The organism is Endozoicomonas sp. 4G (assembly GCF_023822025.1).
Classification (GTDB): domain Bacteria; phylum Pseudomonadota; class Gammaproteobacteria; order Pseudomonadales; family Endozoicomonadaceae; genus Endozoicomonas_A.
Window position 1 is genome coordinate 161,299 of the sequence record NZ_CP082909.1, and the last position, 20,334, is coordinate 181,632.

Here is a 20,334-nt window from a genome sequence, read left to right on the forward strand (position 1 = left end):
TGGATGGAAAACGGAGATGTGATCAGTGGCAAAATTAAAAGTCTCGAAGCGGGAAAGTTAGTCCTTTCTACCCGGTATGCGGGTGACATCACCGTAAACTGGCGTCACGTTCGTTCTCTTGAGACGGACCAGCCGATGTGGGTTGGTTTGATTGGCGAGAAGGAGTCTCAGCAGCGGCGGTTAAAGAGCAACGGCGATCAACTGGTGGTGGTTGATCCCGATGGTTATGAGCGGAGCTTCTCGGCCGCCTGGCCAGTGGCAGAAATTCTCCTTGAACAACCCGTGCTGGCTTCTGCCTGGGATATTACCGGCAAGCTCAACTTTGGGCTGGACAGCGACCAGGGCGTGGACAACGAAACCATCTTCACACTCGATGGCGACCTGAATATCAATGACGAATGGAACAAAAACAGCTTTAAATGGGACATTGAGATAGAGAAAGAAAAAGACTCAGAATCCATAACCAAAGAGTGGGAGCTGGGGTATGCGTACAGTCGCTATTTCACTGAGCACTGGTTTGTTCAGGGTTCCCTGGATCAGGAATATGACTCTACAGAAGATCTGAAATCAAGGCTGACGCTTGGCGGGTCGGCAGGTTACCGCTTCAGGGAAACGATCAACGAAACCTGGATTACCACCGCCGGTCTGACCCATCTCTGGGAAAATTACCGGCTCGAAGATAATCAGAAAAACCTGGCGGTAACGACGGGACTGCTGTATCGGAAGAAGCTCATTGATAATCTTGAGTATTACTTTAACAGCAAGCTGTTCTATCGTCTGAGCTCGGGTCGGGAGTGGTTGTTTGATGGCGAGCATGGCCTGAAAGTAGGGTTGTCTGAAAACCTTTATTTAAACCTGATGCATTATCTGGACTACGACAGTATACCGGTAGAGGGTGCTGATAAAACCTCAAGCCAGATCAAGTTTGGTATTGGTTATTCCTGGTAGTGAGAACGGCCCGGAGGGTAATACCTTCCGGGCACGATACATCAGAGACGAAGACCACCATCCAGTTCCAGTACCCGGCCATTGAAGTAGTCGTTTTCAAAAATAAAGGCGACGGTTTTGGCAATCTCTTCCGGCTTACCCATACGTCCGGCTGGAATACCCGCGTTCATTTTGGCGCGGGCTTCGGGTTTCATGCTGAGTGTCATTTCGGTCTCAATCATACCCGGAGCAATGGCGGCACTCCTGATGCCAAAACGGGCCAGCTCTTTGGACCAGGATACGGTCATCGCCACGACACCGGCTTTTGCGGCAGAGTAGTTGGTTTGTCCGAAGTTGCCTGAGCGGGAAATACTGGCGATGTTTAAAATCAGCCCCTTGCTGCCTGAGGCAATCATACTGGCAGCCACTTCGCGACCACAGAGAAAGACACCGGTAAGATTAACGTCAATGACTGACTGCCATTTTGCCAGTGATAGCTTATCAGTGACCTGACCTTCTTTAGCCTTGACCAGCAGGCCGTCACGCAGGATGCCGGCATTGTTGATAAGGCCATTGAGTGGGCCCAGTTTTTCTCTGGCTATTTTTACGGTGTTTTCCACAGCCTCTTCATTGGCGACATCCGTAGGCAGAGCAATGGCTTCTGCTCCCTGCTCAGTGCATTCTTTCACTACCTGGTCCAGGGCTTCGCCTTCCAGGTCAATCAGTCCAAGGCTGGCACCTTTTTTCGCCAGATGCAGTACCATGGCCTTACCCAGGCCACGGGCAGCGCCGGTAATCAGGATATTGCTTTGTTGGAGATTCATACTTTTTTTCTTCTGAGTTTAAAATCACATGATGATTGTAACGGAACACAGAAAATTCTCTATTGACTTTGTCACATTGGCTGACACTGACGTCTGGTTTCATTAAACGACAGCGGTTATATGTTTATGATAATCTTATTGATAATCAATCTCATTAATATATAATCGCCAAAAACGCCTGAACAGGTATCATAATCATCAGCCATAGTAAAAGGCTGAGGAACCGTACTCTACCTACCTGAATAAGTGGTATGTTTTACGGTGGGTCATTACAGAGGGAAACCAATGGAACCCAAGGTTCAAGCCGCACACGACGCACGTAATTTACTTTTGAATGAGTACCACGGTATTTTGTCAACTCACTCGGATGATGTGCCTGGGTACCCATTTGGTTCTGTTATGCCCTACTGTCTGGACAGGCAGGGCAACCCGATCATCCTGATCAGTGATCTCGCCCAGCACACCAAAAACATTGAAGCCAACCCGAAGGTTTCACTGATCATTACCCAGAGCGGTGTTGATGATATACACAAAGCGGGTCGTCTGACCTGGATCGGTGATGCTGAAAAGATTGCAGCAGACAGTGACGAGCTGCAGGAAGTGGAGCAGCGCTACTATTCTTTCTTTCCTCCTTCTGCCAACTATCACAAAACCCATGGTTTTGACTTCTATCGTATTCACCTCAAGCGTGCACGTTTTATCGGGGGTTTCGGTAAGATTTTCTGGGTGAAGAATGAGCTGATGACCCGTGAAAACCCATTTTTTGGCACGGTAGAAAGCGGAATGGTCAAGCATATGAATGAAGACCATGTCGACGCTATGGTGAAATACTGCAAGGTGGCTGGTATCCACCTTCCGCAAGGTGTTGAGCCAAAGATGGCCGGTATTGATGCCACGGGTATGCACCTGTTACTGAAGGACAAAGTGGTTCGCATTCCTTTCCCAACAGAAGTAGATGAACCCATGGCGGTACGCAGGACTCTGGTTGAGATGGCTAAAGTGGCCTGAATTTCTAAGGACACCCACAACCCACCGAAAAAAGCTGCAATGAACTTAATTGTTGAGTTGAGGTCAAAAAAACCATCGCGAGTCTAGAACTCAACTCAGGATGAACTATGCCGATGACTCACGTCATGGCAATTAACAGCATTGGAGCAGCTTATGAGCGGTGGCATGGAAGTTACAGGGAGGGGTGGCAGTATTCATATACCCACCGGACAAACGGATAGTAATGCCCCAGAATCTTCACAGGGAAGTACACCCACTCGCAGGATTGATGGTCCTGTTAATCCGGGTTCACAGCTTGTTGAGCTGGAGCCAGGCAGGCCCCCTGAAACGCCTATAAGCGAGAGAAGGATCGATCCTGTAGACCCTTCAAATACGCCGGGACTGAGGCCCATCAGCGAGAGGCCGGCGGACGATCCAGCAGAGGTTCCACCAGAGGTTCCACCAGAGGTTCCACCAGAGAATCCACCAGAGAATCCACCAGAGAATCCACCAGAGAATCCACCAGAGGTTCCACCAGAGGTTCCACCAGAGGTTCCTCCAGAGACTCCAGAAGAGAAAGCCATCAGAGAAGCTCGAGAGCTTGAAACGATGTCTAAGGATCAACTGGAGGCCCGACAAAAGGAGAAACTGGATGAAGCAGCCCCGATATCTGATCGCTTTGAGCAATTTTCTTTATTAGAAAGAGCCGAGGGCGCTCTGAATAATCCGAGGAATGCTCCCAAAGATCTCAAAGTGAAGATTGCCTTTCCGGGTAAGGAGCCTGTCACCCTGATTCCATGGAACGACCAGCTTATGGATCGACCTGATTTTCAGGAACTTTGGGAGACCGCTAAAAAGGTGCTGGCAGAGCACAAGGCGGAAAACTTTGCAAATTACAATCCGGATGATGATTTTAATAAATTGGGAGTGCTTAAAAACAGTATCAAAGAGATAGCCGATAAACTGGGTGACAACGTCAAAGAAGAAGGTGAGAGAGATGAGGATAACGACTGGGAAACGCGTTGGAAGGAAATACGCCATAAACCCGTGAGACTGGAGGCCTTTGAAGGTTTGAACCGTTCCAATAACCCCGTGGTTACCATGAATGGCAAGCCTACAGAGCTGAGACAGTTGGAAGAAGCCAGGAATAACCCAGGGAATCCCGACGATCCAGCAAGGAATCCTTAAAATGTCACCCATTCTAAGGGCTCGCCCCGGGCCTCCACCCGGGGAAAGAGGGTGTCACAAAACTCCAACCACTCGTTCCCACGCTCTGCGTGGGAATGCATACCTCCCCTGAAAAGTCGACTCCACAGCGCGAGATAACCAGAGTTTTGCGACAGCCTCGGAAAACGAGTGATCCTTATTTTTCACTGATCCTTGTAAGAAAAATACATTCCCAAGTCTCTGCTGATGATTCCTCCAACAGCTCCTGCTTCCTGTGTTGTTTCATTGGCGGCACCTTCAATGGCGGCACCTTCATTGTCGGTGCCTTCATCGTCGGCATCTTCATTGTCGGTGCTTTCATTGTCGGAATTTTTATCGTCGGAATTTTTATCGTCGGCATCTTCATCGTCTGAAGAGTTTTCAGAAGAAAACTCCTGGGGAAAATAGTTATCCTGAAGAGGTTCATTATCCTGGGAAGAATCCCACGATAGATCATCGGAGTCTTCTGAAGATGAATCGCCTTCTTCACCTGATTCGGATGGGGGGCTGAGGTCAATACCCAGAATTTGGTGTATAAACTTCAGCGTGCCCGAACAACTATAGATAGCCTCAGGTACAGAACGAACAGGTTTGCGGCACAGTTTGATTATATTTTGGTAACCAGCTGGAAGAACGTAACAGGGAAAGAATCTTTGCAACAGTTCTTCCAGTGTCTCTGGCCAGCTCTGATCAGAATCCATGCAATGTTGGGCAGCATCTGCCATTGCGAACAAACTGATTAAAAGAGCTGTTTCAGTGTTCAGGTTGGCTGCTATGAGTTGGTTTGCAAAGCGTCGCGGATAGTTGTAATTGTCTGTATTGCCAAACATCATGAAGTTAGGCAGTGCCTGACGGTAGCTGCTTAAGGTAATTCCATTGACCAGCAGATGTGAATAATGCGAAAAGGTATTATTGGGCAGAGCATAAGGGCCAAGAAAAGCAAAAAGCATCAGGGTTAAACTATTATAAACATCGCTATGCTCAGGCTGATGTTTTTCTGGGGCCGGATTGAAAATATGGTAATAGGGATTACTTTCGTTATTTCTGGTTGTTACAGATGAAAACACCTGTTCATAGAGACTGGTTACTATTGCTTTTATTTGTTCTTGATTTTCCGGGCTGGTGTTTGTGGTCATATTGATCGTGAAAACACGGAATATCAGTCTCAATACTGTCCGAATCCGCTTCCGTTGGTATTGAGGATCTCCTGTGTTCACGTAATGCGAGTAAAAGTCTGACAGGTACTCAATGTTTTGTTGGTCAAGCACGAAATCCTCATGGGTTTCCAGTCGATCATCTCCAGATACACCATCATCGGTTAAGTTCAGTCCAAAAAAACCAATACGAATATTTTTAAATGGGCTCGAGGTGGAGTCGTGTGCTCTCTTTTGTCGTTTTTTTTTGGGTGTCTCCCCGTTGTTTTCATAATACTGACGAAATTTTTCAAGATCATAGGTGTCGTTTGCCAGCCCCTGCTGAAAAAACAAAAAAAGCACTGAAAACAAAATCACCCTAAAGGCACATTGTAGGGTCATAGACTTACCTGCATTCGTTAAAACAAGCTCAGAAGATATAATTAATCCTTCCGTTAGAATTTTTAGTCACTAAAGTATGAAAGCCACAAAATAGTGGGTCAATTTGTCTTACTGATCCTTGTACGAAAAATATATTCTCAGGTCTCTGATGATGACGCCTCCAACAGCTCCTGCTTCCTGTTCTGTTTCATTGGCGGTACCTTCGTTGTCTGAAGAGTAGTCGGGAGAAAACCCCTCGGGAAAATAGTTGTCTTGAAGCAATTCATAATCCTGGGAAGAGAGGCTCGATTGATCATCGGGGTCTTCTGAACATGAATCGCCTTCCTCAGCTAATCCAGATGAGGGTCTGAGGTCAAGACCCAGAATTTGGTATATAAACTCCAGCGTGGCCTCATCACTATAGATAGCGTCATGTGCAGAACGATAAGGTCTTTGACACAGGTTGTTCATATGTTCGTAACTGGCTTGAAGAACGTAACAGGGAAGGAATCTTTGCAACAGTTCTTCCAGTGTCTCTGGCCAGCTCTGATCAAAATCAATATCCATGCACTCTTGAGCAGCTCTTGTCATTGAGCTTAAACCGAGTATAAGAGCTGTTTCAGTGTTCAGGTTGGCTGTTGTGAGTTGGTTTGCAAAGCGTTGCGGGGATAGGTAATTGTTTATATGGCCAGACATCAGGAAATTAGATTTTGCCCGACGGTAGCTGTTTAGGGTAATTCTATGGATCAGAATATTATTGAAGTAATTTGAAAAGGTATTCATGGGCAGAGCATAAGGCCCAAGAAAAGAAAAAAGCATCAGGGTTAAACTATTATAAAGATTGCTATGCTCAGGCTGATGTTTTTCTGGGCTCTGGTTGAAAATAACGTAATAGGGATTACTTTCGTTATTGCTGGTTGTTGCAGATGAAAACACCTGTTCATAGAGACTGGTTACCATTGCTTTTATTTGCTCTTGATTTTTCGGACTGGTATTTATGGTCATATTGATTGTGAAAATAAGGAATATCAGTCTCAATGCTTTCAGAATGCGTGCCTGTTGGTATTGAGGATCTCCCGTGTTCACGTAATGCCAGTAAAAGCCTGACAGATACTCAATGTTTTGTGGATCAATCACGAAGTCATTATGGATTTCCAGTCGATCATCTCCAGATACACCGTCATCGGTTAAGTTCAGTCCAAAAAAACCAATACGAATATTTTTAAATGGGCTTGAGGTAGAAGCCTGTGCTCGAAATTCCTCAAGGTCAAAGGTGTCGTTTGCCAGCGCCTGCTGACACAACAAAAAAAACACTGAAAATAAAAGCCCTTTAAAGACGCACTCTAGGGTCATAGCCTTACCTGTATTCGTTAAAACAACTTCACTAGTACACGGTTTCAATTACATTTAAACCGTGTACCAGAATAGTCACAATTAATCCTTCCGTTGGAATTTTTAGTCACTAAAGATTGAAAGCCACAAAATAGCGGGTCAATCTGTTTTACTGATCCTTGTGCGAAAAATACATTCCCAAGTCTCTGCTGATGACGCCTCCAACAGCGCCTGCTTCCTGTGTAGTTTCATTGGCGGCACCTTGATTGTCTGAAGAGTCGTCAGAAGAAAAATCCTGGGGAAAATAGTTATCTTGAAAAGATTCACCATCCTGGGAAGAGTGGCACGATTGATCACTGGCGGCTTCTGAAGATGAATCGCCTTTCTCAACTAATTTAGTTGGGGGTCTGAGGTTAGTACCCAGAATATGGTTTATAAACTCTAGCTTGCACTGATTATTATGGGTAGCTTTAGGTAGGGGGCGTAAAGGTCTGTGGCACAGTATGCACATCTTTTCGTAAATGGTTATAAGAACGTTAGGGGGAAGGAAATTTTGCAACAGTTCTTCCAGTGTTTCTGGCCAGCTCTGATTAAAATCCATGCAATGTTGAGTAGCATTTGCCATTGAGCTTAAAACGAGTAAAAGAGCTGTTTCAGTGTTCAGGTTGGCTGCTGTGAGTTGGTTTGCAAAGTGTTGCGGAGATTCGAAATTGTCCATATCGCCAGACATCAGGAGGTTAGGCAGTGCCTGATGGTAGCTGCTTAAGGTAACCCTGTTGATCAGCAGATCGGAATAATACGGAAAACTATTGAAGGGAAAAGCATAAGGGCCAAGAAAAGCAAAAAGCATCAGGACTAAACTCTTATTAGTATTGCTAAAATCAGTCTGATTTTCTTCTTGGTCTGGATCGATTATAACGTAATAGGGATTACTTTGGTTATTTTCAGATAAAAACGCCTGTTCATAGAGGCCTGTTACCATTGCTTTTATTTTCTCTTGATTTTCCGGACTGGTGCTTGTGGTCATATTGATCGTGTAAATACGGAATATCAGTCTCAATACTTGCAGAGTGCGCGCTCGTTGGTATTGAGGATCTCCTGTGTTCACGTAATGCCAGTAAAAGTCTGTCAGATACTCAATGTTTTGTGGGTCAATCACGAAATTATCATGGGTTTCCAGTCGATCGTCTCCAGATACATCATCATCGGTTAAATTCAGTCCAAAAAAACCAATACGAATATTATTAAATGGGCTCGAGATGGAAGCCTGTGCGCTATTTTTTCGTTTTTTTGAGGGTGGCTCCTCGTTTTTTTTATAATGCTGACGAAACTCCTCAAGGTCATAGGTGTCATTTGCCAGCGCCTGCTGACACAACAAAAAAAACACTGAAACTAAAAGCCCCTTAAAGGCATATTGTAGGGTCATAGCCTTACCTGCATTTGTTAAAACAACTATCCGTTTTACTGGTTCTTGAACGAAAAATACATTACCAGACTCAGAACTCTGCTGAAGACGCCTCCAACTGCTCCTGCTTCCTGTGCTGTTTCATTGTTGGCACCTCCGTTGGCACCTCCGTTGTCAGCACCTTCATCGTCTGAAGATTCATCAGAAGAAAACTCCCGGAAAACATGGTTATCCTGAACAGGTTCATAGCTTTGGGAAGAGTGGCTCTCAGGTGAAGATCCGGGGTAAATACCCAGAATATGGTATATAAACTCTTGCGTGCTCTGGCGACTATAGATATCGCTAGATACAGAACAAGAAGGTCTATGGAACAGTTTCTCCATGTTTTGGTAACTGTCTTGAAGAACCACAATGGGAGAGAACCTTTGTAACAGTTCTTCCAGTGTCTCTGGCCAGCTCTGCCCTAAATCCAGATACTGTTGAGCAGCGGTTGCCATTGAGCTTAAACCGAGTAAAAGTGCTGTTTCAGTGTTCAGGTTGGCTGCTGTGAGTTGGTTTGCAAAACGTTGCGGAGATTCGTAATCTTCCATATTGCCAGACATCAGGCCGTTAGACAGTGCCTGATGGTAGCTGCTTAGGGAAATTCTTCTGGTCAGCTGATCGCAATAATGCGGAAAGCTATCTAAGGTATGAACATAAGGCCCAAGAAAAGCAAAAAGCATCAGGGCAAAACTATTATTAATGTTGTGATAATAAGACTGATCCCTTTCCTGGTCTGAACCCATAATAGCGTAATAGGGATTACTTTCGTTATTGCTAGTTGTTTCAGATAAAAAAACCTGTTCATAGAGACTTTTTACCATCGCTGTTATTTGCTGTTGAATTTCCAGGCTGGTGTTTGTGGTCATATTGATCGTGAATATACGGAATATCAACCTGAATACTTTAAGAATGCGCGCCTGTTGGTATTGAGGGTCTCCTGTGTTCACGTAATGCCAGTAAAAGTCTGACAGATACTCAATATTTTGTGGGTCAATCACGAAATTATCATGGATTTCCAGTCGATCATCCCCAGATACATCATCATCGGTTAAATTCAGTCCAAAAAAACCAATGCGAATATTATTAAATGGACTTGTGATAGAAGCGCTCGTGTTATTTTGTGGTTTTTCTGAGGAAGGCTCCGGGCTTTTCTTATAATGTTGTCGAAATTCTTCGAGGTTATAGGTATCGATTGCAAGCCCCTGTAGAGAAAACAACAGGGACGCTGAAAACAAAAACATCTTAAGGACATGTTGTAGGTTCATAAAACTACCTTTATTAATTAAAGTTTATTATCAAGCCTTCTTGGGGATTTTGGGTCAGTAAAACTTTCTACTCTTTTAAAAGCTTCTCAATGCAGACCTCGCAAATACCCAGGCGTCTGCAGTTGTCTAATATGACTTTATGGTCCAGTGATCCTAAACAAATCGTACATTCATGACTTTCTCCCGTCGCTCCTCCAACCGCTCCTGCTTCCTGTTCTATTTCCTCGTCGGAGTCTCCAAGCTCTAAAATCCAGTCAGAACCGGATTCCTGGGGAGAAGGGTTCGATAGGTTGCCGGAGACTTCTGATTGTTCTCGAAGGGATAATAATTCAGGGTTTTCGGGGTCAATACCCACAATATTGAACGTAAACTCTTGCATCCCGTCGTAGCTATACATGATATAAGGCAAAGGGCCTGAGCCGTTATTGCACAAGTTGTTCATATTGTCATAGCCGGTGCGCAGAAGATCATAAGGCACGAATCTTTCTAACAGCTCTTCCAGAGTTTCTGGCCACTTCGAATTTGTACATATGTGACAATGAGAAGCTCTTGCCATTGCGGACAGACCGATTAAAAGAGCTGTTTCAGTGTCCAGACCTGCTGCTCTAAGCTGATTGGCGAATTTTTTGGGCGTTTTATATTCGCTGATATTGCCAGACAGCCGTGAATCAGACAGTGCCTGACGGTAGCGTTTACGGGTAAAGCGATTAAGCAGCACAGAAGAGTAATCATGATGAAAGTTGTCGAAAATAGAGTAAGGGCCAAGAAAAGCGAAAAACATCATGACTAAACCGTGATTAATATGGGTAGAGCCAGAGGGGAGTTCTGACAAATCTGGATTGAAATAATTGTAATAGGGATTACTCTCACCATTGATGGTTGCAGAAAAAAACAATTGTTCAAAGAGGCTTTTTCCCATGGCAAACATTTTCTGTTTGTTTTCCGGAGTCGTTTCCGTGGTCATATTGACAGTGAATATACGCAATATCAGTTTCAGTGCGTTCTGAATGCGCCCGTGCCGATGCTGAGCGTCTCCTATGTTCACGTAATAAGAGTAAAAGTTTAACAAGTTCAAAAAGCCTTGCTCATGAAGCACGAAATCATCATAGGTTTCCAGCCGGTCATCTCCAGATACATCATCATCGGTTAAGTTCAGTCTGAAAAAGCCAATACGAATATTTTCAAATGGGCTCAAGGTGGAAGTGTGTGTTTTCTTTTGTCGTTTTTTTGGGGGTGGCTTATCGTTTTTTTTATAATGCTCACGAAATTCTTCAAGGTCATAGGCGTCGTTTGCCAGCCCCTGCTGACAAAACAACAAAAATACTGAAAACAAAAGCGCCTTAAAGGCACATTGTGGGGTCATAGCCTTACCTGCATTCGTTAAAATAACTTCACTAGAATAGTTATGAATAATCCTTCCGTTGGAATTTTTAGCCGCTAAAGTTTGAAAGCCAAAAAATAGCAGCTCAATCCTACTCTTTGAAAGCGCGCTCAATACAGGTTTCACAAATACCCATTTTTCTACAACAGTTTTCACAAATATCGAGGCTTCTAACGTTTTCTATAATGGCTTTATATGGCGGTGATCCTGAACAAACCTTACATTCATGACTCTCTTCTGTCGCCCCTCCAACCGCTCCTGCTTCCTGCTCTATTTCTTCGTTGTGATCTTCAAACTTTGAACGCCAGTCAGAATCGGAATACTGAGTAGAAGCGTCCGTTAAATTGGCGGCTTTTGGTTTTTTTCGAGAGAGCGAATTCTGGATTTCAATACCCATAAGGTTTTCTGTAAACTCGTTCATGCTGTAAAATATGCTATCAGGCACAGTACCTGAAGAGCCAGTGCACAGGATGTTCATATTGTTATAGGCGACGAGTATAAAGTGAGAAGGTACGAATCTTTTTAACAGTTCTTCCAGAGTTTCTTGCCAGGACACATCATTTATATTCATGCAAAAATAAGAAGCATGTGCCAGTGCACACAGAGTGATTAAAAGAGCTGTTTCAGCGTCCAGACCTGCTGCTATGAGTTGATTGGCAAAGTGTTCTGGAGTGTTATATTCTCCGATATTGTCAGACAGCCGTGAATCAGACAGCGCCTGATGGTAGTGTTGATGGGTAAAGCGTCTAATCAGCACAGAAGCGTGATCAAAATAGTCATCGTAACCGGTAAATAAATGAGGGCCAAGAAAAGCGAAAAACATCATGACTAAGCCGTGATTGATATGGGTAGAGTCAGACGGGTTTTCTGACAAACCTGAATTGAAATAATGGTAATAGGGGTTACTCTCACCATTGATGGTTGCAGACAAAAACAATTGTTCAAAGAGTCTTTTTGCCATGGCATGTATTTTCTGTTTATTTTCCGGACTGGTTTCCGTGGTCATATTGACAGTGAATATACGCAATATCAGGTTCAGTGCGTTCTGAATACGCCCGTGCCGATCCTGGGGACCCCCTATGTTGACGTAATAAGAGTAAAAGTTTAACAGGTTCAAAAAGCCTTGCTCATGAACCACGAAATCATTATAGGTCTCCAGTCGTTCATCTCCAGATACATCATCATCTGTCAAATTCAGTCCGAAAAAGCCAATACGAATGTTTTCAAATGGACTCGTGGTGGAAGAGCGTGCTCTCTTTTGTGGTTTTTTTAGGGGTGGCTTATCGTTTTTTTTATAATGCTCACGAAATTCTTCAAGGTCATAGGTGTCGTTTGCCAGCCCCTGCTGACAAAACCACAAAAATACTGAAAGCAAAAGCGCCTTAAAGGCACATTGTAGAGGCATAGCCTTACCTGCATTAGTTAAAACAACCTCACTAGAATAGTTATAATTAATCCTTCCGTTGGAATTTTTTGTTGCTAAAGCTTGAAAGCCACAAAATAGTGGGTCAATCGGTTAAATAAGCAGAACCTTAGTTCCTTAAGGTATCTCTTTGTCAGCTTAGGGTTCCTGGCCCATGTCCTTCACTGCAAGATTGACAGAGCGAGAACCTTCCAATAATTAGGAAGCGCACACGTTTCTCTTTGTCTATCTTTACCGGTTCTGATTTGTAGAGAAACGAAAGGATAGAACCATTAAATATCTAATCTTCCACTTATTGGTTTTCGTGTCTTTCGCCTGTCTGGCGGAGTCGCAGACTCACAGTTTTATCGTTGAGGTTGACCAGAATACAGCTTCGACAAGACAGAATTTTTCTGTAAAGACTGAGCCAGACACATCATCTGCATCTGCATCTGCATCTGCATCTGCATCTGCAATGCGAATGATGGGCCGGGGACCGATGCAAAGCGAGCCATCACAAATGGCCGGCACAAAGGGATATCCAGGGTCAGACGCGCCACCCGATGACAAGCCCTTTAGGCCTGGAGGGTTGTGGGAAAGACTGACAACGGTGTTCAAATCGGTGTCGTGGCAGTTGCTCTACGCCAACAATAACGTTGTCGGCTACAGACTGCTCCTGTCTCTTCAGGGAGATTCGCTGCCTCGCCAGTCTTTTGTCTGGGGGCCGGTGGTGGTAACCGTTATCGTGGGCTGGTTGTCAGGAAGTTACTGGAACCCGGGAGCAGCCATGTTCAAGCAACTGGATGAGCAGTCGTTTAATCAACAGCACGAACCTCAGATTATCACTTTGATGGACAATACCGGCGGCAGTAACTATTCCTGGGCAACGTTATGGGATTACTCTCAGCCACTTCATACGCCTTCAGGCACAGTAGGCAGTTCTTGTTTTTCACTCTTCAACAATGATGATGATGACGACCGTTCGGGCTGGCCCACTCACTCTGGACATACCTATGGCGTAAATTGCTATGAACATCCGTGTTGTACCCAACAAGGAAACTGTATCTTTGCTCCAAATCCTATTAAAACCCATTCTATGGATTGTGCTTGCAACGAGTGCCTTGACTCGCTTGATGAAATGTTGGCTACTTTCATAAACACCGAGTGCAATTCAATCTCGGATAATTCTTTCCTTTGCACAACAGATATCTATCCGCAAGCAAGTACCCAGGAACCGAACCCTAATTTAGTAAGTTACCCTGCTGAAGGTCGAACAGTTGCCAGAAAAGCTGACAGCACTACTAACAATCCGTACTTCCCACCTAATAACGATCTGTACTTCCAGCCTACTCAGGATCTGAACTTCCAACCTACTCAGGATCCGTACTTTCCACCCACTCAGAATTCGTACTGCCCACCACTTGCTCAGAATTCGTACTGCCCACAACTTGCTCAGGATCCGTACTGCCTACCACCTACTCAGGATACGTACTGCCCACCTACTCAAGGTCTGACCTCCTCATCAATTCAAGAACTGACCACCTTATCAACTAAAAATGAGGCCTCCTCATCAATTCAAGAACTGACCACCTTATCAACTAAAAATGAGGACTCCTCATCAACTCAAGAACTGACCAGCTTATCAACTAAAGAAGAGGCCTACTCATTAATTCAAGAACTGACCGCCTTATTAACTAAAAATGAGGCCTCCTCATCTACTAAAAATGAGGCCTCCTCATCTACCAAAAATGAGGCCTCCTCATCTACTAAAAATCAGGCCTCTTCCTCAACTCAAGATCAGGCCTCTTCCTCAACTCAAGATCAGGCCTCTTCCTCAACTCAAGATCTGACCTCTAAACCTACTAAAAAAAGGAAAATATCCGGGCAAACCCACCCTGCATCCGAGCATAGCGTGGGGGTTGAAGAATGCGGCATTGATGGCTGTCGCCGACGGTTTACGATCACTTCAGCCTTGCTTTCCCATAAAGCCAAAAAGCATGGTTTAAAGACTGAAATATGCGGTATTAATGGCTGCATCCTGCGCTTCGTCTCTTCAGATTTGGCTACTCACCAAGCCCAGGAGCATGGACAAGGTGGAGATAAGCAGGGGGACTGAGGTCCAATTACAGGCGCTTTTAACTCGTTCCCATACTGGGAGCCTCAGGGCCTGAAAGCATGGGAGTCAGGGTTTTGTGACAGTCGGGTTATTTAAAGAGCGGGTAGATACAACCTGAGTTAATTAAGTCGAGCAGCAGCCCCCGTGTTTCATGGTCTACGACAGAGTGCCATTGATCGGATGTCAGTTGTGAGTTCTGACACAACTGTTGAGCCAGGTTCACAGCGTTTGCACAGTGACATTCGTAAGCATCACCATCAGCAAACAATATCAGGGAGCCGTTCTCTTTCCTGAACGCAAGCCTTGAGCCTTCATTAAGCACCAGGTCAACCCCTTCAGCCTCGTCCTTAAATGCTTCCCAACTTTGCCAGGGCTCGTCCACAGGCTGCTCATGCTTAGGTTGAGTCATCATCTCGCCAAACCACTCTGCCAGCATTGAGCGATCTTCTATATGCTCTTTCAGGATTGTCTGCAGTCGATCCAGGGCCTGGTCATCAATTTCAGCCTTTTGCTCCGGCAACGTCTGGTCGGGGTCTGAATAGCGAAGGCTTTCTGGTAACTGATCGGCGATAAAATCAGTAAACTGCATCAGAATCTCGCGGTGACTGGGAGCCCGAAAGCCTACTGAGATCGTCATGCATTCCCCGTCGGCCGCGCCATGATGACCGATACCGGGGGGCAGGTAGAGCATGTCGCCTGGTTCAAGGACATAATCTTCCAGAACCTCAAACTCTGACAGGATATGAAGGTCAGTGTCTTCCCGTTTCGGTGAACTGGCATCATAGACCGGACCCACTTGCCAACGTCTTTGCCCTTCGGCCTGAATCAGGAAAACATCAAAATGATCATAGTGAGGACCCACTGAGCCCCCATCGGTTGCATAGCTGATCATAATGTCCTCAAGTCGCCAGGAGGGCAGAAAGTCAAAGTAATCCAGTAGCGAATGAACATCGGGAACCCAGTGGTCCACAGCCTGAACCAGAAGCGTCCAGTGACTGGGGGGCAGAGAGGCAAAGTCCGATTCATTGAAAGGCCCCCGTCTTAGCTCCCAGGGATTTTCCCCTTGCTCAAGCACAATGCGGGATTCAACTTCCTCTTCCAGTGCCAGACCCGCCAGCTCGTCGGCTGAGAGCGGCGACTGAAAATCCGGGATGGCCTGACGAATCAGCAGGGGTTTCTTTTGCCAATAACTTTGCAGGAAAGCCTCGGGCGAGAGGGATCCCAGGATAGGCTGTTTCATTGAATTTCATCGACGTGTAAATAAACGACACAAGGTTAGCATAAAGTGACCTTGTTGATGGGATTATCACCTCAAGCCACTCAACATTCTGGCTATGGCTGCTTCAGCCCTGGCCAGTCTCGTCTCATTGGTCAATCCGGGAACGATGGTGCCCTGGGCGACCCCTTGCCACAAAGCATCACCGGTATTGGCTTGAATCAGCGTGACGGCGATCGTCAGCTTTTCCTGGCCCGGTGCCGTGACCAGCCCCGGTGTTGTTCCAAAGAAACCAACCAGTTCGGCATCGGAAACGGTCGAGCCAGAGGCTATGGCGTAGCGAACAATCAGAGGATTCTGAGAGAGTTGGCCAGGATTCATGTTCATCTTTGCTGACAGCTGTTTGGCTATCTCGACTTCTATCGTCTCATAAGCCTTCTCCCGGTTAGGAAACATCGGGTCCGCCTGATCAGGGACAATGGCTTCGAATAATAAGCCATCAAAATCGGATAAAGCGAACCGATGCAGGGGAGAAGACGTAATCGACAGGGGAGCGACCTGAGACTTTTCCTGCGGAATGGTCACGCTGACGCAGCCTGCAAGGACTGTAGAAACAATGGCTATGATGGCAACGGATAGTGTTCTCATCGGTTCACCTGCTGAAATGGATAAACCGGCCCCAGCTGCAGAATGCCGGTTAACTCATCCAGAGCCGTGCGGGATTCAATCACAAGGGCAGGATCGGCAAGGTCGGCTTCAGTCAGCCTGTCGCGGTAATGTTTTTCTACCCATTGGCAGAGGGTTACATAAAGGTTGTCGTCCATCAGGCAGGCCTGGTTAGTGGCCGCCAGTTCTTCAGGCGTCAGGACGACTCTCAGCCGCAGGCAGGCGGGTCCACCGCCATTATTCATACTCTGTCGCAGGTCGAACACTTTAACGTCATTAATGGGATTGTCCGACGCAACCAGCCCTTCCAGATACGCTGAAACCTGTCGATCGCTCTGACAGTCAGAGGGCACAACAATGGTCATATCATGATCGGAAGTGCTGAGCAGCTGGCTGTTGAACAGGTAACTTTTCACCGCAGTCTCGACCCTTATCTGACTTTCAGGCACTTCAATAATACAGAAGTCATCCCGGCCACAGGTGTTTCTATAGCTGCTTCTATAGCTGCTTCTCAGTTCGTTGTAGACCTGAGCCTGATTCAGGAACGCTTTCTCGTGACAGAACAGGACATGGCGGTTACCCACCGCAATAACATCGTTATGGAACACTCCCTGATCAATGACTTCAGGGTTTTGCTGTGCAAATACTGTACGGCGGGTGTTCAGTTGATGGTTGCGAACAATGGCCTGCGAAGCTTCCAGAGTCTGACGGGCCGGAAACTTTGTTGGGGCGGGGCGGGCGTCATCAAAGCTGTGACGGCCATAAACAAAAAACTCAACCCCTTTGTCTCCGTAGTCCCGGCAGAAACGGGTGTGGTTGGCTGCGCCCTCATCACCGAAGTGAGAGGAAGGGGTAATCGCCGGGTGATGGGTGAAATGTTCCTCACCGGGGAACACGGCTTTCAGGATTTTACCGGTTATCTCATGTTCAATGGAGCGGTGAAACTTACTGCACAGGTTTGCCGGTGTGAAATGAACGGTGCCAGAGGTAGTATCGGCACTGGGTGACACGGTGGCGGCATTAGCGGTCCACATGGTGGATGCAGAACAGCAGGCGGCAAGAATTTTGGGCGCCTGTTGTGCGGCTTCGGCAAGCACCTGCTCATCGCTGCCGCTAAAGCCCAGTTTGCGCAAGGTATCAACGTCAGGTCTTTCATGGGGGGGCAGCACGCCTTGTACTAAACCCATGTCGTGCAGTGCCTTCATTTTAGCCAGACCCTGCAAAGCCGCCCGTTTCGGATTGGAAGGCACTGACTGATTATGGGTTGAGGCGATATTGCCCAGGGACAGGCCCGCATAGTTATGAGTCGGACCTACCAGGCCGTCAAAATTGGCTTCAACAGTTTTATTCATATCTCTTAAATTCCGATCTTACAGCTTTAAACCCGGAGCCAGTTTTTCCGGGAGTGACAGACTCTCAGCTTCCACACTGGCCACGGGATAAGCACAATAATCCGCAGCAAAGTAGGCACTGGGACGGTGGTTACCACTGTCACCAATACCACCAAATGGCGCAGCACTGCTGGCTCCGGTGATGGGCTTGTTCCAGTTGACAATGCCAGCGCGGCTCAGGTGCAGGAACCGTTCATAGTCTTTACGGCTGTCACTGAAGATGCCAGCGGACAGCCCATAGCGAGTGTTATTGGCCTGTTCAATAGCTTCGTCGAGCTGGTTATAACGAATCACCTGCAACAGTGGGCCAAAGTATTCTTCGTCAGGTAGCTCTTTGATGGCGGTGACATCAATCATGCCAGGCGACAATAAACCGGTACCTTCCTTCAATTTTCTGCCCGTCAGCAATGATTCACCACCCAGTTGTTGCAGGCGCGACTGTGCCTGAAGAATACCGTTTGCTGCCGCCTCTGAAATAACAGCGCCCATAAAGGGCTGCTCTTTATCATTCCACTGGCCCACCTTGATGTTGCCAGCGGCTTTAACCAGTTGGTCAATAAAGCTATCACCCCATTCGCCAACCGGAACGAACAAGCGTCTGGAGCAAGTACAGCGTTGACCCGCGGTAATAAACGCTGACTGGATAGCGTCGTGAATCGCGGCTTTTTGATTTTCAACTTCAGTAATAATCAACGGATTATTGCCACCCATCTCCAGGGCCAGAATTTTACCGGGCTGGCCTCCAAACTGTTGATGAATCACCCTTCCGGTATTGGAGCTGCCGGTGAAGAACAAGCCGTCAATGTCCTGGTGTGCAGCCAGGGCGATACCGGTTTCTTGCTCGCCCTGAACCAGGTTTAACACACCTTTTGGCAATCCGGCCTGTTCCCAGAGTTTGAGGGTTATTTCAGCGGTGGCAGGTGTCAGCTCACTGGGTTTGAAAACCACCGTATTGCCCGCCAGCAGGGCCGGAACAATGTGTCCGTTGGGTAAATGCCCCGGAAAATTATAGGGGCCAAAAACAGCCACCACTCCATGAGGCTTGTGTCGTATAAAAGCCCGGGCTCCCGGCATGGTATTTTCTGTCGTGCCGGTGCGCTCATGGTAGGCTTTGATAGAAATTTCAATCTTGCCTTTCATGGCCGCTGCTTCGGTTTTGGATTCCCACAGGGGTTTACCGGTCTCCATGGCAATGGTTTCAGCCAGCAGCTCCGCGTTTTCTTCAACCAGCCCGGCAAACTTGCGCACCTGATTAATGCGGTCTTCCAGAGAGCGTGCCGCCCACTCCGGCTGGGCGTTTCGGGCCGCTGAAATAGCCAGGTCAACCTGGGCAGGCTGGGCAGCAGCACCGCTCCAAACGGTTTCACCAGTGGCTGGATTCAGAGAATGAAATGTCTGACCTTCACCCTGAAGCCATTGTCCTTTAATAAATAGAGAACCTTTCATAAGTCACTCCCATAGTTTTTGGGTCTATAGTTTTCGGGTCTATAGTTTTCAGATCTATAGTTTTCAGGTCTGCTTATCGATGGTTATGGCGTTGTGGATTGAACAATGGCACGACTCTGAGTTCATCACCGTCCCGTATATTCAGCACTTCAGCCTGTTGCTGGCTGATATTGACGAATTCCAGTCCTTCAAACGACAGTTGTCCGGCTATACAACGAAAATCGCAAAAATGAGTGTTAGCCATCAGCCAGACCGATTCGTCGGTATCCAGACAGTCATGCACCCTGACCCGGTAGTGGCGGGAATCCCTGATTGCCCGGATGTCTCTAATCTGGGTTTCCAGCACCGGGCCACCATCAAAAATGTCGATATAGCCGGTGTATCGGAAGCCTTCGTCTTCCAGTAGTTTCCTCGCCGGCATAGTATCCGGATGAGTCTGGCCAATGACGCATTGGGCTTTTGCGGGTAACAGATTGGTATAGATCGGGTTGCGTGGCATCAGTTCGGCGATAAAGGATTTACCCCGGGCAACCTGTTGATCGGCCTCGACAAAGTCCACGGCAAAGAAATGTCTGCCCAGGGCCTCCCAGAAAGGCGATTCGCCCTCTTCATCGCAGAAACCACGAAGCTCGGCAATAATGCTTTCGTTAAAGCGAGGCGCATGGGTAGCCATAAAAAGAAAACGGCATTTAGACAACAGGTGTCCATTACTGGATTTACGGTATTGGGGGGTCAGGAACAGCGTGCAGAGTTCCGAGTGGCCGGTGTAGTCACTGCAAAGCGTCAGGGTTTTGATACGGGTGTAGACATCCAGTTCCCTGGAGGCATGCACCTGAGTGTTGACTTTGTAGTTGTACCAGGGGGCTTTCAGGCCCACTGCGGACTCAATACCGGTGACACCGACCACGGTTCCCGTTTCCATATCTTCCATGACGAACAGGTAATACGCTTCTTCCAGAGGCTTTTCTGCCCTGAAAGAGTTGACTGCCCATTCGAGCTTTCTCTGCACCATCTCGGGGTCAGGTTGCAGGGAAGAAAAACCCACGCCGGTCATCTGGGCAATCTGCCAGAGTGCGTCGTGATCCTGTTCGGTTATGGGTCTGATTATCATCATAGAGAAATGCCAGGCTTTAATGGTTGTATTTTTATGATTATTTCGAACCGTGCAGCGTGTATAAAAATCCGCATGGTTGCTTTCCTCAATGACTGAACAA

General features: G+C 46.8%; 16 protein-coding genes. 4 read left to right on the forward strand and 12 right to left on the reverse strand.

Annotation, left to right across the window (positions count from 1 at the left end; all coding sequences use genetic code 11):
• The first annotated feature begins 3 nt into the window (after nucleotides 1-3).
• The gene (locus K7B67_RS00985) at nucleotides 4-948 is read left to right on the forward strand and encodes a DUF481 domain-containing protein (protein ID WP_252178501.1); all 945 of its coding nucleotides are present in this window, start codon (nucleotides 4-6) and stop codon (nucleotides 946-948) included.
• Between the two features lie 41 nt (nucleotides 949-989).
• On the opposite strand, the gene K7B67_RS00990 is transcribed toward K7B67_RS00985, so the two are convergent.
• Entirely contained in the window at nucleotides 990-1,751 is a 762-nt protein-coding gene (locus K7B67_RS00990; protein WP_252178502.1) for an SDR family oxidoreductase, read from the reverse strand.
• A 285-nt stretch (nucleotides 1,752-2,036) separates the two neighbouring features.
• Between K7B67_RS00990 and K7B67_RS00995 the strand changes: the two genes are divergently transcribed.
• Both K7B67_RS00995 and K7B67_RS01000 read left to right on the forward strand, forming a co-directional pair.
• Nucleotides 2,037-2,759, forward strand: a complete 723-nt coding sequence (locus K7B67_RS00995) for a DUF2470 domain-containing protein (protein ID WP_252178503.1) — start codon at nucleotides 2,037-2,039, stop codon at nucleotides 2,757-2,759.
• A 165-nt stretch (nucleotides 2,760-2,924) separates the two neighbouring features.
• Entirely contained in the window at nucleotides 2,925-3,926 is a 1,002-nt protein-coding gene (locus tag K7B67_RS01000; protein WP_252178504.1) for a hypothetical protein, read from the forward strand.
• Between the two features lie 182 nt (nucleotides 3,927-4,108).
• Here the strand turns inward: K7B67_RS01000 and K7B67_RS01005 are convergent, their stop codons facing one another.
• The 6 genes from K7B67_RS01005 to K7B67_RS01030 all read right to left on the reverse strand — a co-directional run bounded on the left by K7B67_RS01005 (nucleotide 4,109) and on the right by K7B67_RS01030 (nucleotide 11,844).
• The gene (locus K7B67_RS01005) at nucleotides 4,109-5,479 is read right to left on the reverse strand and encodes a hypothetical protein (RefSeq protein ID WP_252178505.1); all 1,371 of its coding nucleotides are present in this window, start codon (nucleotides 5,477-5,479) and stop codon (nucleotides 4,109-4,111) included.
• 108 nt (nucleotides 5,480-5,587) lie between these two features.
• Nucleotides 5,588-6,811, reverse strand: a complete 1,224-nt coding sequence (locus tag K7B67_RS01010) for a hypothetical protein (protein WP_252178506.1) — start codon at nucleotides 6,809-6,811, stop codon at nucleotides 5,588-5,590.
• 148 nt (nucleotides 6,812-6,959) lie between these two features.
• Nucleotides 6,960-8,216 carry a hypothetical protein gene (locus K7B67_RS01015; RefSeq protein ID WP_252178507.1) on the reverse strand — a complete coding sequence of 419 codons (1,257 nt, stop codon included), beginning with the start codon at nucleotides 8,214-8,216 and terminating at the stop codon, nucleotides 6,960-6,962.
• Between the two features lie 35 nt (nucleotides 8,217-8,251).
• On the reverse strand, nucleotides 8,252-9,502 hold the full coding sequence (locus K7B67_RS01020; RefSeq protein ID WP_252178508.1) for a hypothetical protein: 1,251 nt from the start codon (nucleotides 9,500-9,502) through the stop codon (nucleotides 8,252-8,254).
• Nucleotides 9,503-9,569: 67 nt separating this feature from the next.
• Entirely contained in the window at nucleotides 9,570-11,039 is a 1,470-nt protein-coding gene (locus K7B67_RS01025; protein ID WP_252178509.1) for a hypothetical protein, read from the reverse strand.
• Nucleotides 10,975-11,844, reverse strand: coding sequence for a hypothetical protein (locus tag K7B67_RS01030; protein WP_252178510.1), 870 nt, complete (start codon nucleotides 11,842-11,844; stop codon nucleotides 10,975-10,977). The genes K7B67_RS01025 and K7B67_RS01030 overlap by 65 nt, the downstream gene beginning before the upstream one ends.
• Before the next feature lie 940 nt (nucleotides 11,845-12,784).
• Here K7B67_RS01030 and K7B67_RS01035 point away from each other — a divergent pair.
• Complete coding sequence (locus K7B67_RS01035; protein WP_252178511.1) at nucleotides 12,785-14,401, forward strand: hypothetical protein; 1,617 nt, start codon at nucleotides 12,785-12,787, stop codon at nucleotides 14,399-14,401.
• An 88-nt stretch (nucleotides 14,402-14,489) separates the two neighbouring features.
• Here the strand turns inward: K7B67_RS01035 and K7B67_RS01040 are convergent, their stop codons facing one another.
• From K7B67_RS01040 to astA, 5 genes are all read right to left on the reverse strand, one after another.
• Nucleotides 14,490-15,641, reverse strand: a complete 1,152-nt coding sequence (locus K7B67_RS01040; RefSeq protein WP_252178512.1) for a cupin domain-containing protein — start codon at nucleotides 15,639-15,641, stop codon at nucleotides 14,490-14,492.
• Nucleotides 15,642-15,707: 66 nt separating this feature from the next.
• Nucleotides 15,708-16,265 carry a DUF4136 domain-containing protein gene (locus K7B67_RS01045; protein WP_252178513.1) on the reverse strand — a complete coding sequence of 186 codons (558 nt, stop codon included), beginning with the start codon at nucleotides 16,263-16,265 and terminating at the stop codon, nucleotides 15,708-15,710.
• Nucleotides 16,262-17,635 (reverse strand): N-succinylarginine dihydrolase, encoded by a 1,374-nt coding sequence (gene astB / locus K7B67_RS01050; RefSeq protein ID WP_252178514.1) that lies wholly within the window; start codon nucleotides 17,633-17,635, stop codon nucleotides 16,262-16,264. The genes K7B67_RS01045 and astB overlap by 4 nt, the downstream gene beginning before the upstream one ends.
• An 18-nt stretch (nucleotides 17,636-17,653) precedes the next feature.
• Complete coding sequence (gene astD, locus K7B67_RS01055) at nucleotides 17,654-19,120, reverse strand: succinylglutamate-semialdehyde dehydrogenase (protein ID WP_252178515.1); 1,467 nt, start codon at nucleotides 19,118-19,120, stop codon at nucleotides 17,654-17,656.
• Nucleotides 19,121-19,193: 73 nt separating this feature from the next.
• Nucleotides 19,194-20,234, reverse strand: a complete 1,041-nt coding sequence (gene astA / locus K7B67_RS01060) for an arginine N-succinyltransferase (RefSeq protein ID WP_252178516.1) — start codon at nucleotides 20,232-20,234, stop codon at nucleotides 19,194-19,196.
• Nucleotides 20,235-20,334: the final 100 nt, after the last annotated feature.

Bases quoted from the DNA above. Each gene is read 5' to 3' on its own strand.
- K7B67_RS00995 (WP_252178503.1), top strand. From the start codon at position 2,037: ATGGAACCCAAGGTTCAAGCCGCACACGACGCACGTAATTTACTTTTG.
- K7B67_RS01035 (WP_252178511.1), top strand. From the start codon at position 12,785: ATGCAAAGCGAGCCATCACAAATGGCCGGCACAAAGGGATATCCAGGG.
- K7B67_RS01020 (WP_252178508.1), bottom strand. From the start codon at position 9,502: ATGAACCTACAACATGTCCTTAAGATGTTTTTGTTTTCAGCGTCCCTG.
- K7B67_RS00985 (WP_252178501.1), top strand. From the start codon at position 4: ATGGAAAACGGAGATGTGATCAGTGGCAAAATTAAAAGTCTCGAAGCG.
- K7B67_RS01005 (WP_252178505.1), bottom strand. From the start codon at position 5,479: ATGACCCTACAATGTGCCTTTAGGGTGATTTTGTTTTCAGTGCTTTTT.
- astB (WP_252178514.1), bottom strand. From the start codon at position 17,635: ATGAATAAAACTGTTGAAGCCAATTTTGACGGCCTGGTAGGTCCGACT.
- K7B67_RS01040 (WP_252178512.1), bottom strand. From the start codon at position 15,641: ATGAAACAGCCTATCCTGGGATCCCTCTCGCCCGAGGCTTTCCTGCAA.
- K7B67_RS01045 (WP_252178513.1), bottom strand. From the start codon at position 16,265: ATGAGAACACTATCCGTTGCCATCATAGCCATTGTTTCTACAGTCCTT.
- K7B67_RS00990 (WP_252178502.1), bottom strand. From the start codon at position 1,751: ATGAATCTCCAACAAAGCAATATCCTGATTACCGGCGCTGCCCGTGGC.
- K7B67_RS01015 (WP_252178507.1), bottom strand. From the start codon at position 8,216: ATGACCCTACAATATGCCTTTAAGGGGCTTTTAGTTTCAGTGTTTTTT.
- astD (WP_252178515.1), bottom strand. From the start codon at position 19,120: ATGAAAGGTTCTCTATTTATTAAAGGACAATGGCTTCAGGGTGAAGGT.
- K7B67_RS01030 (WP_252178510.1), bottom strand. From the start codon at position 11,844: ATGGCAAAAAGACTCTTTGAACAATTGTTTTTGTCTGCAACCATCAAT.
- K7B67_RS01010 (WP_252178506.1), bottom strand. From the start codon at position 6,811: ATGACCCTAGAGTGCGTCTTTAAAGGGCTTTTATTTTCAGTGTTTTTT.
- K7B67_RS01000 (WP_252178504.1), top strand. From the start codon at position 2,925: ATGGAAGTTACAGGGAGGGGTGGCAGTATTCATATACCCACCGGACAA.
- astA (WP_252178516.1), bottom strand. From the start codon at position 20,234: ATGATGATAATCAGACCCATAACCGAACAGGATCACGACGCACTCTGG.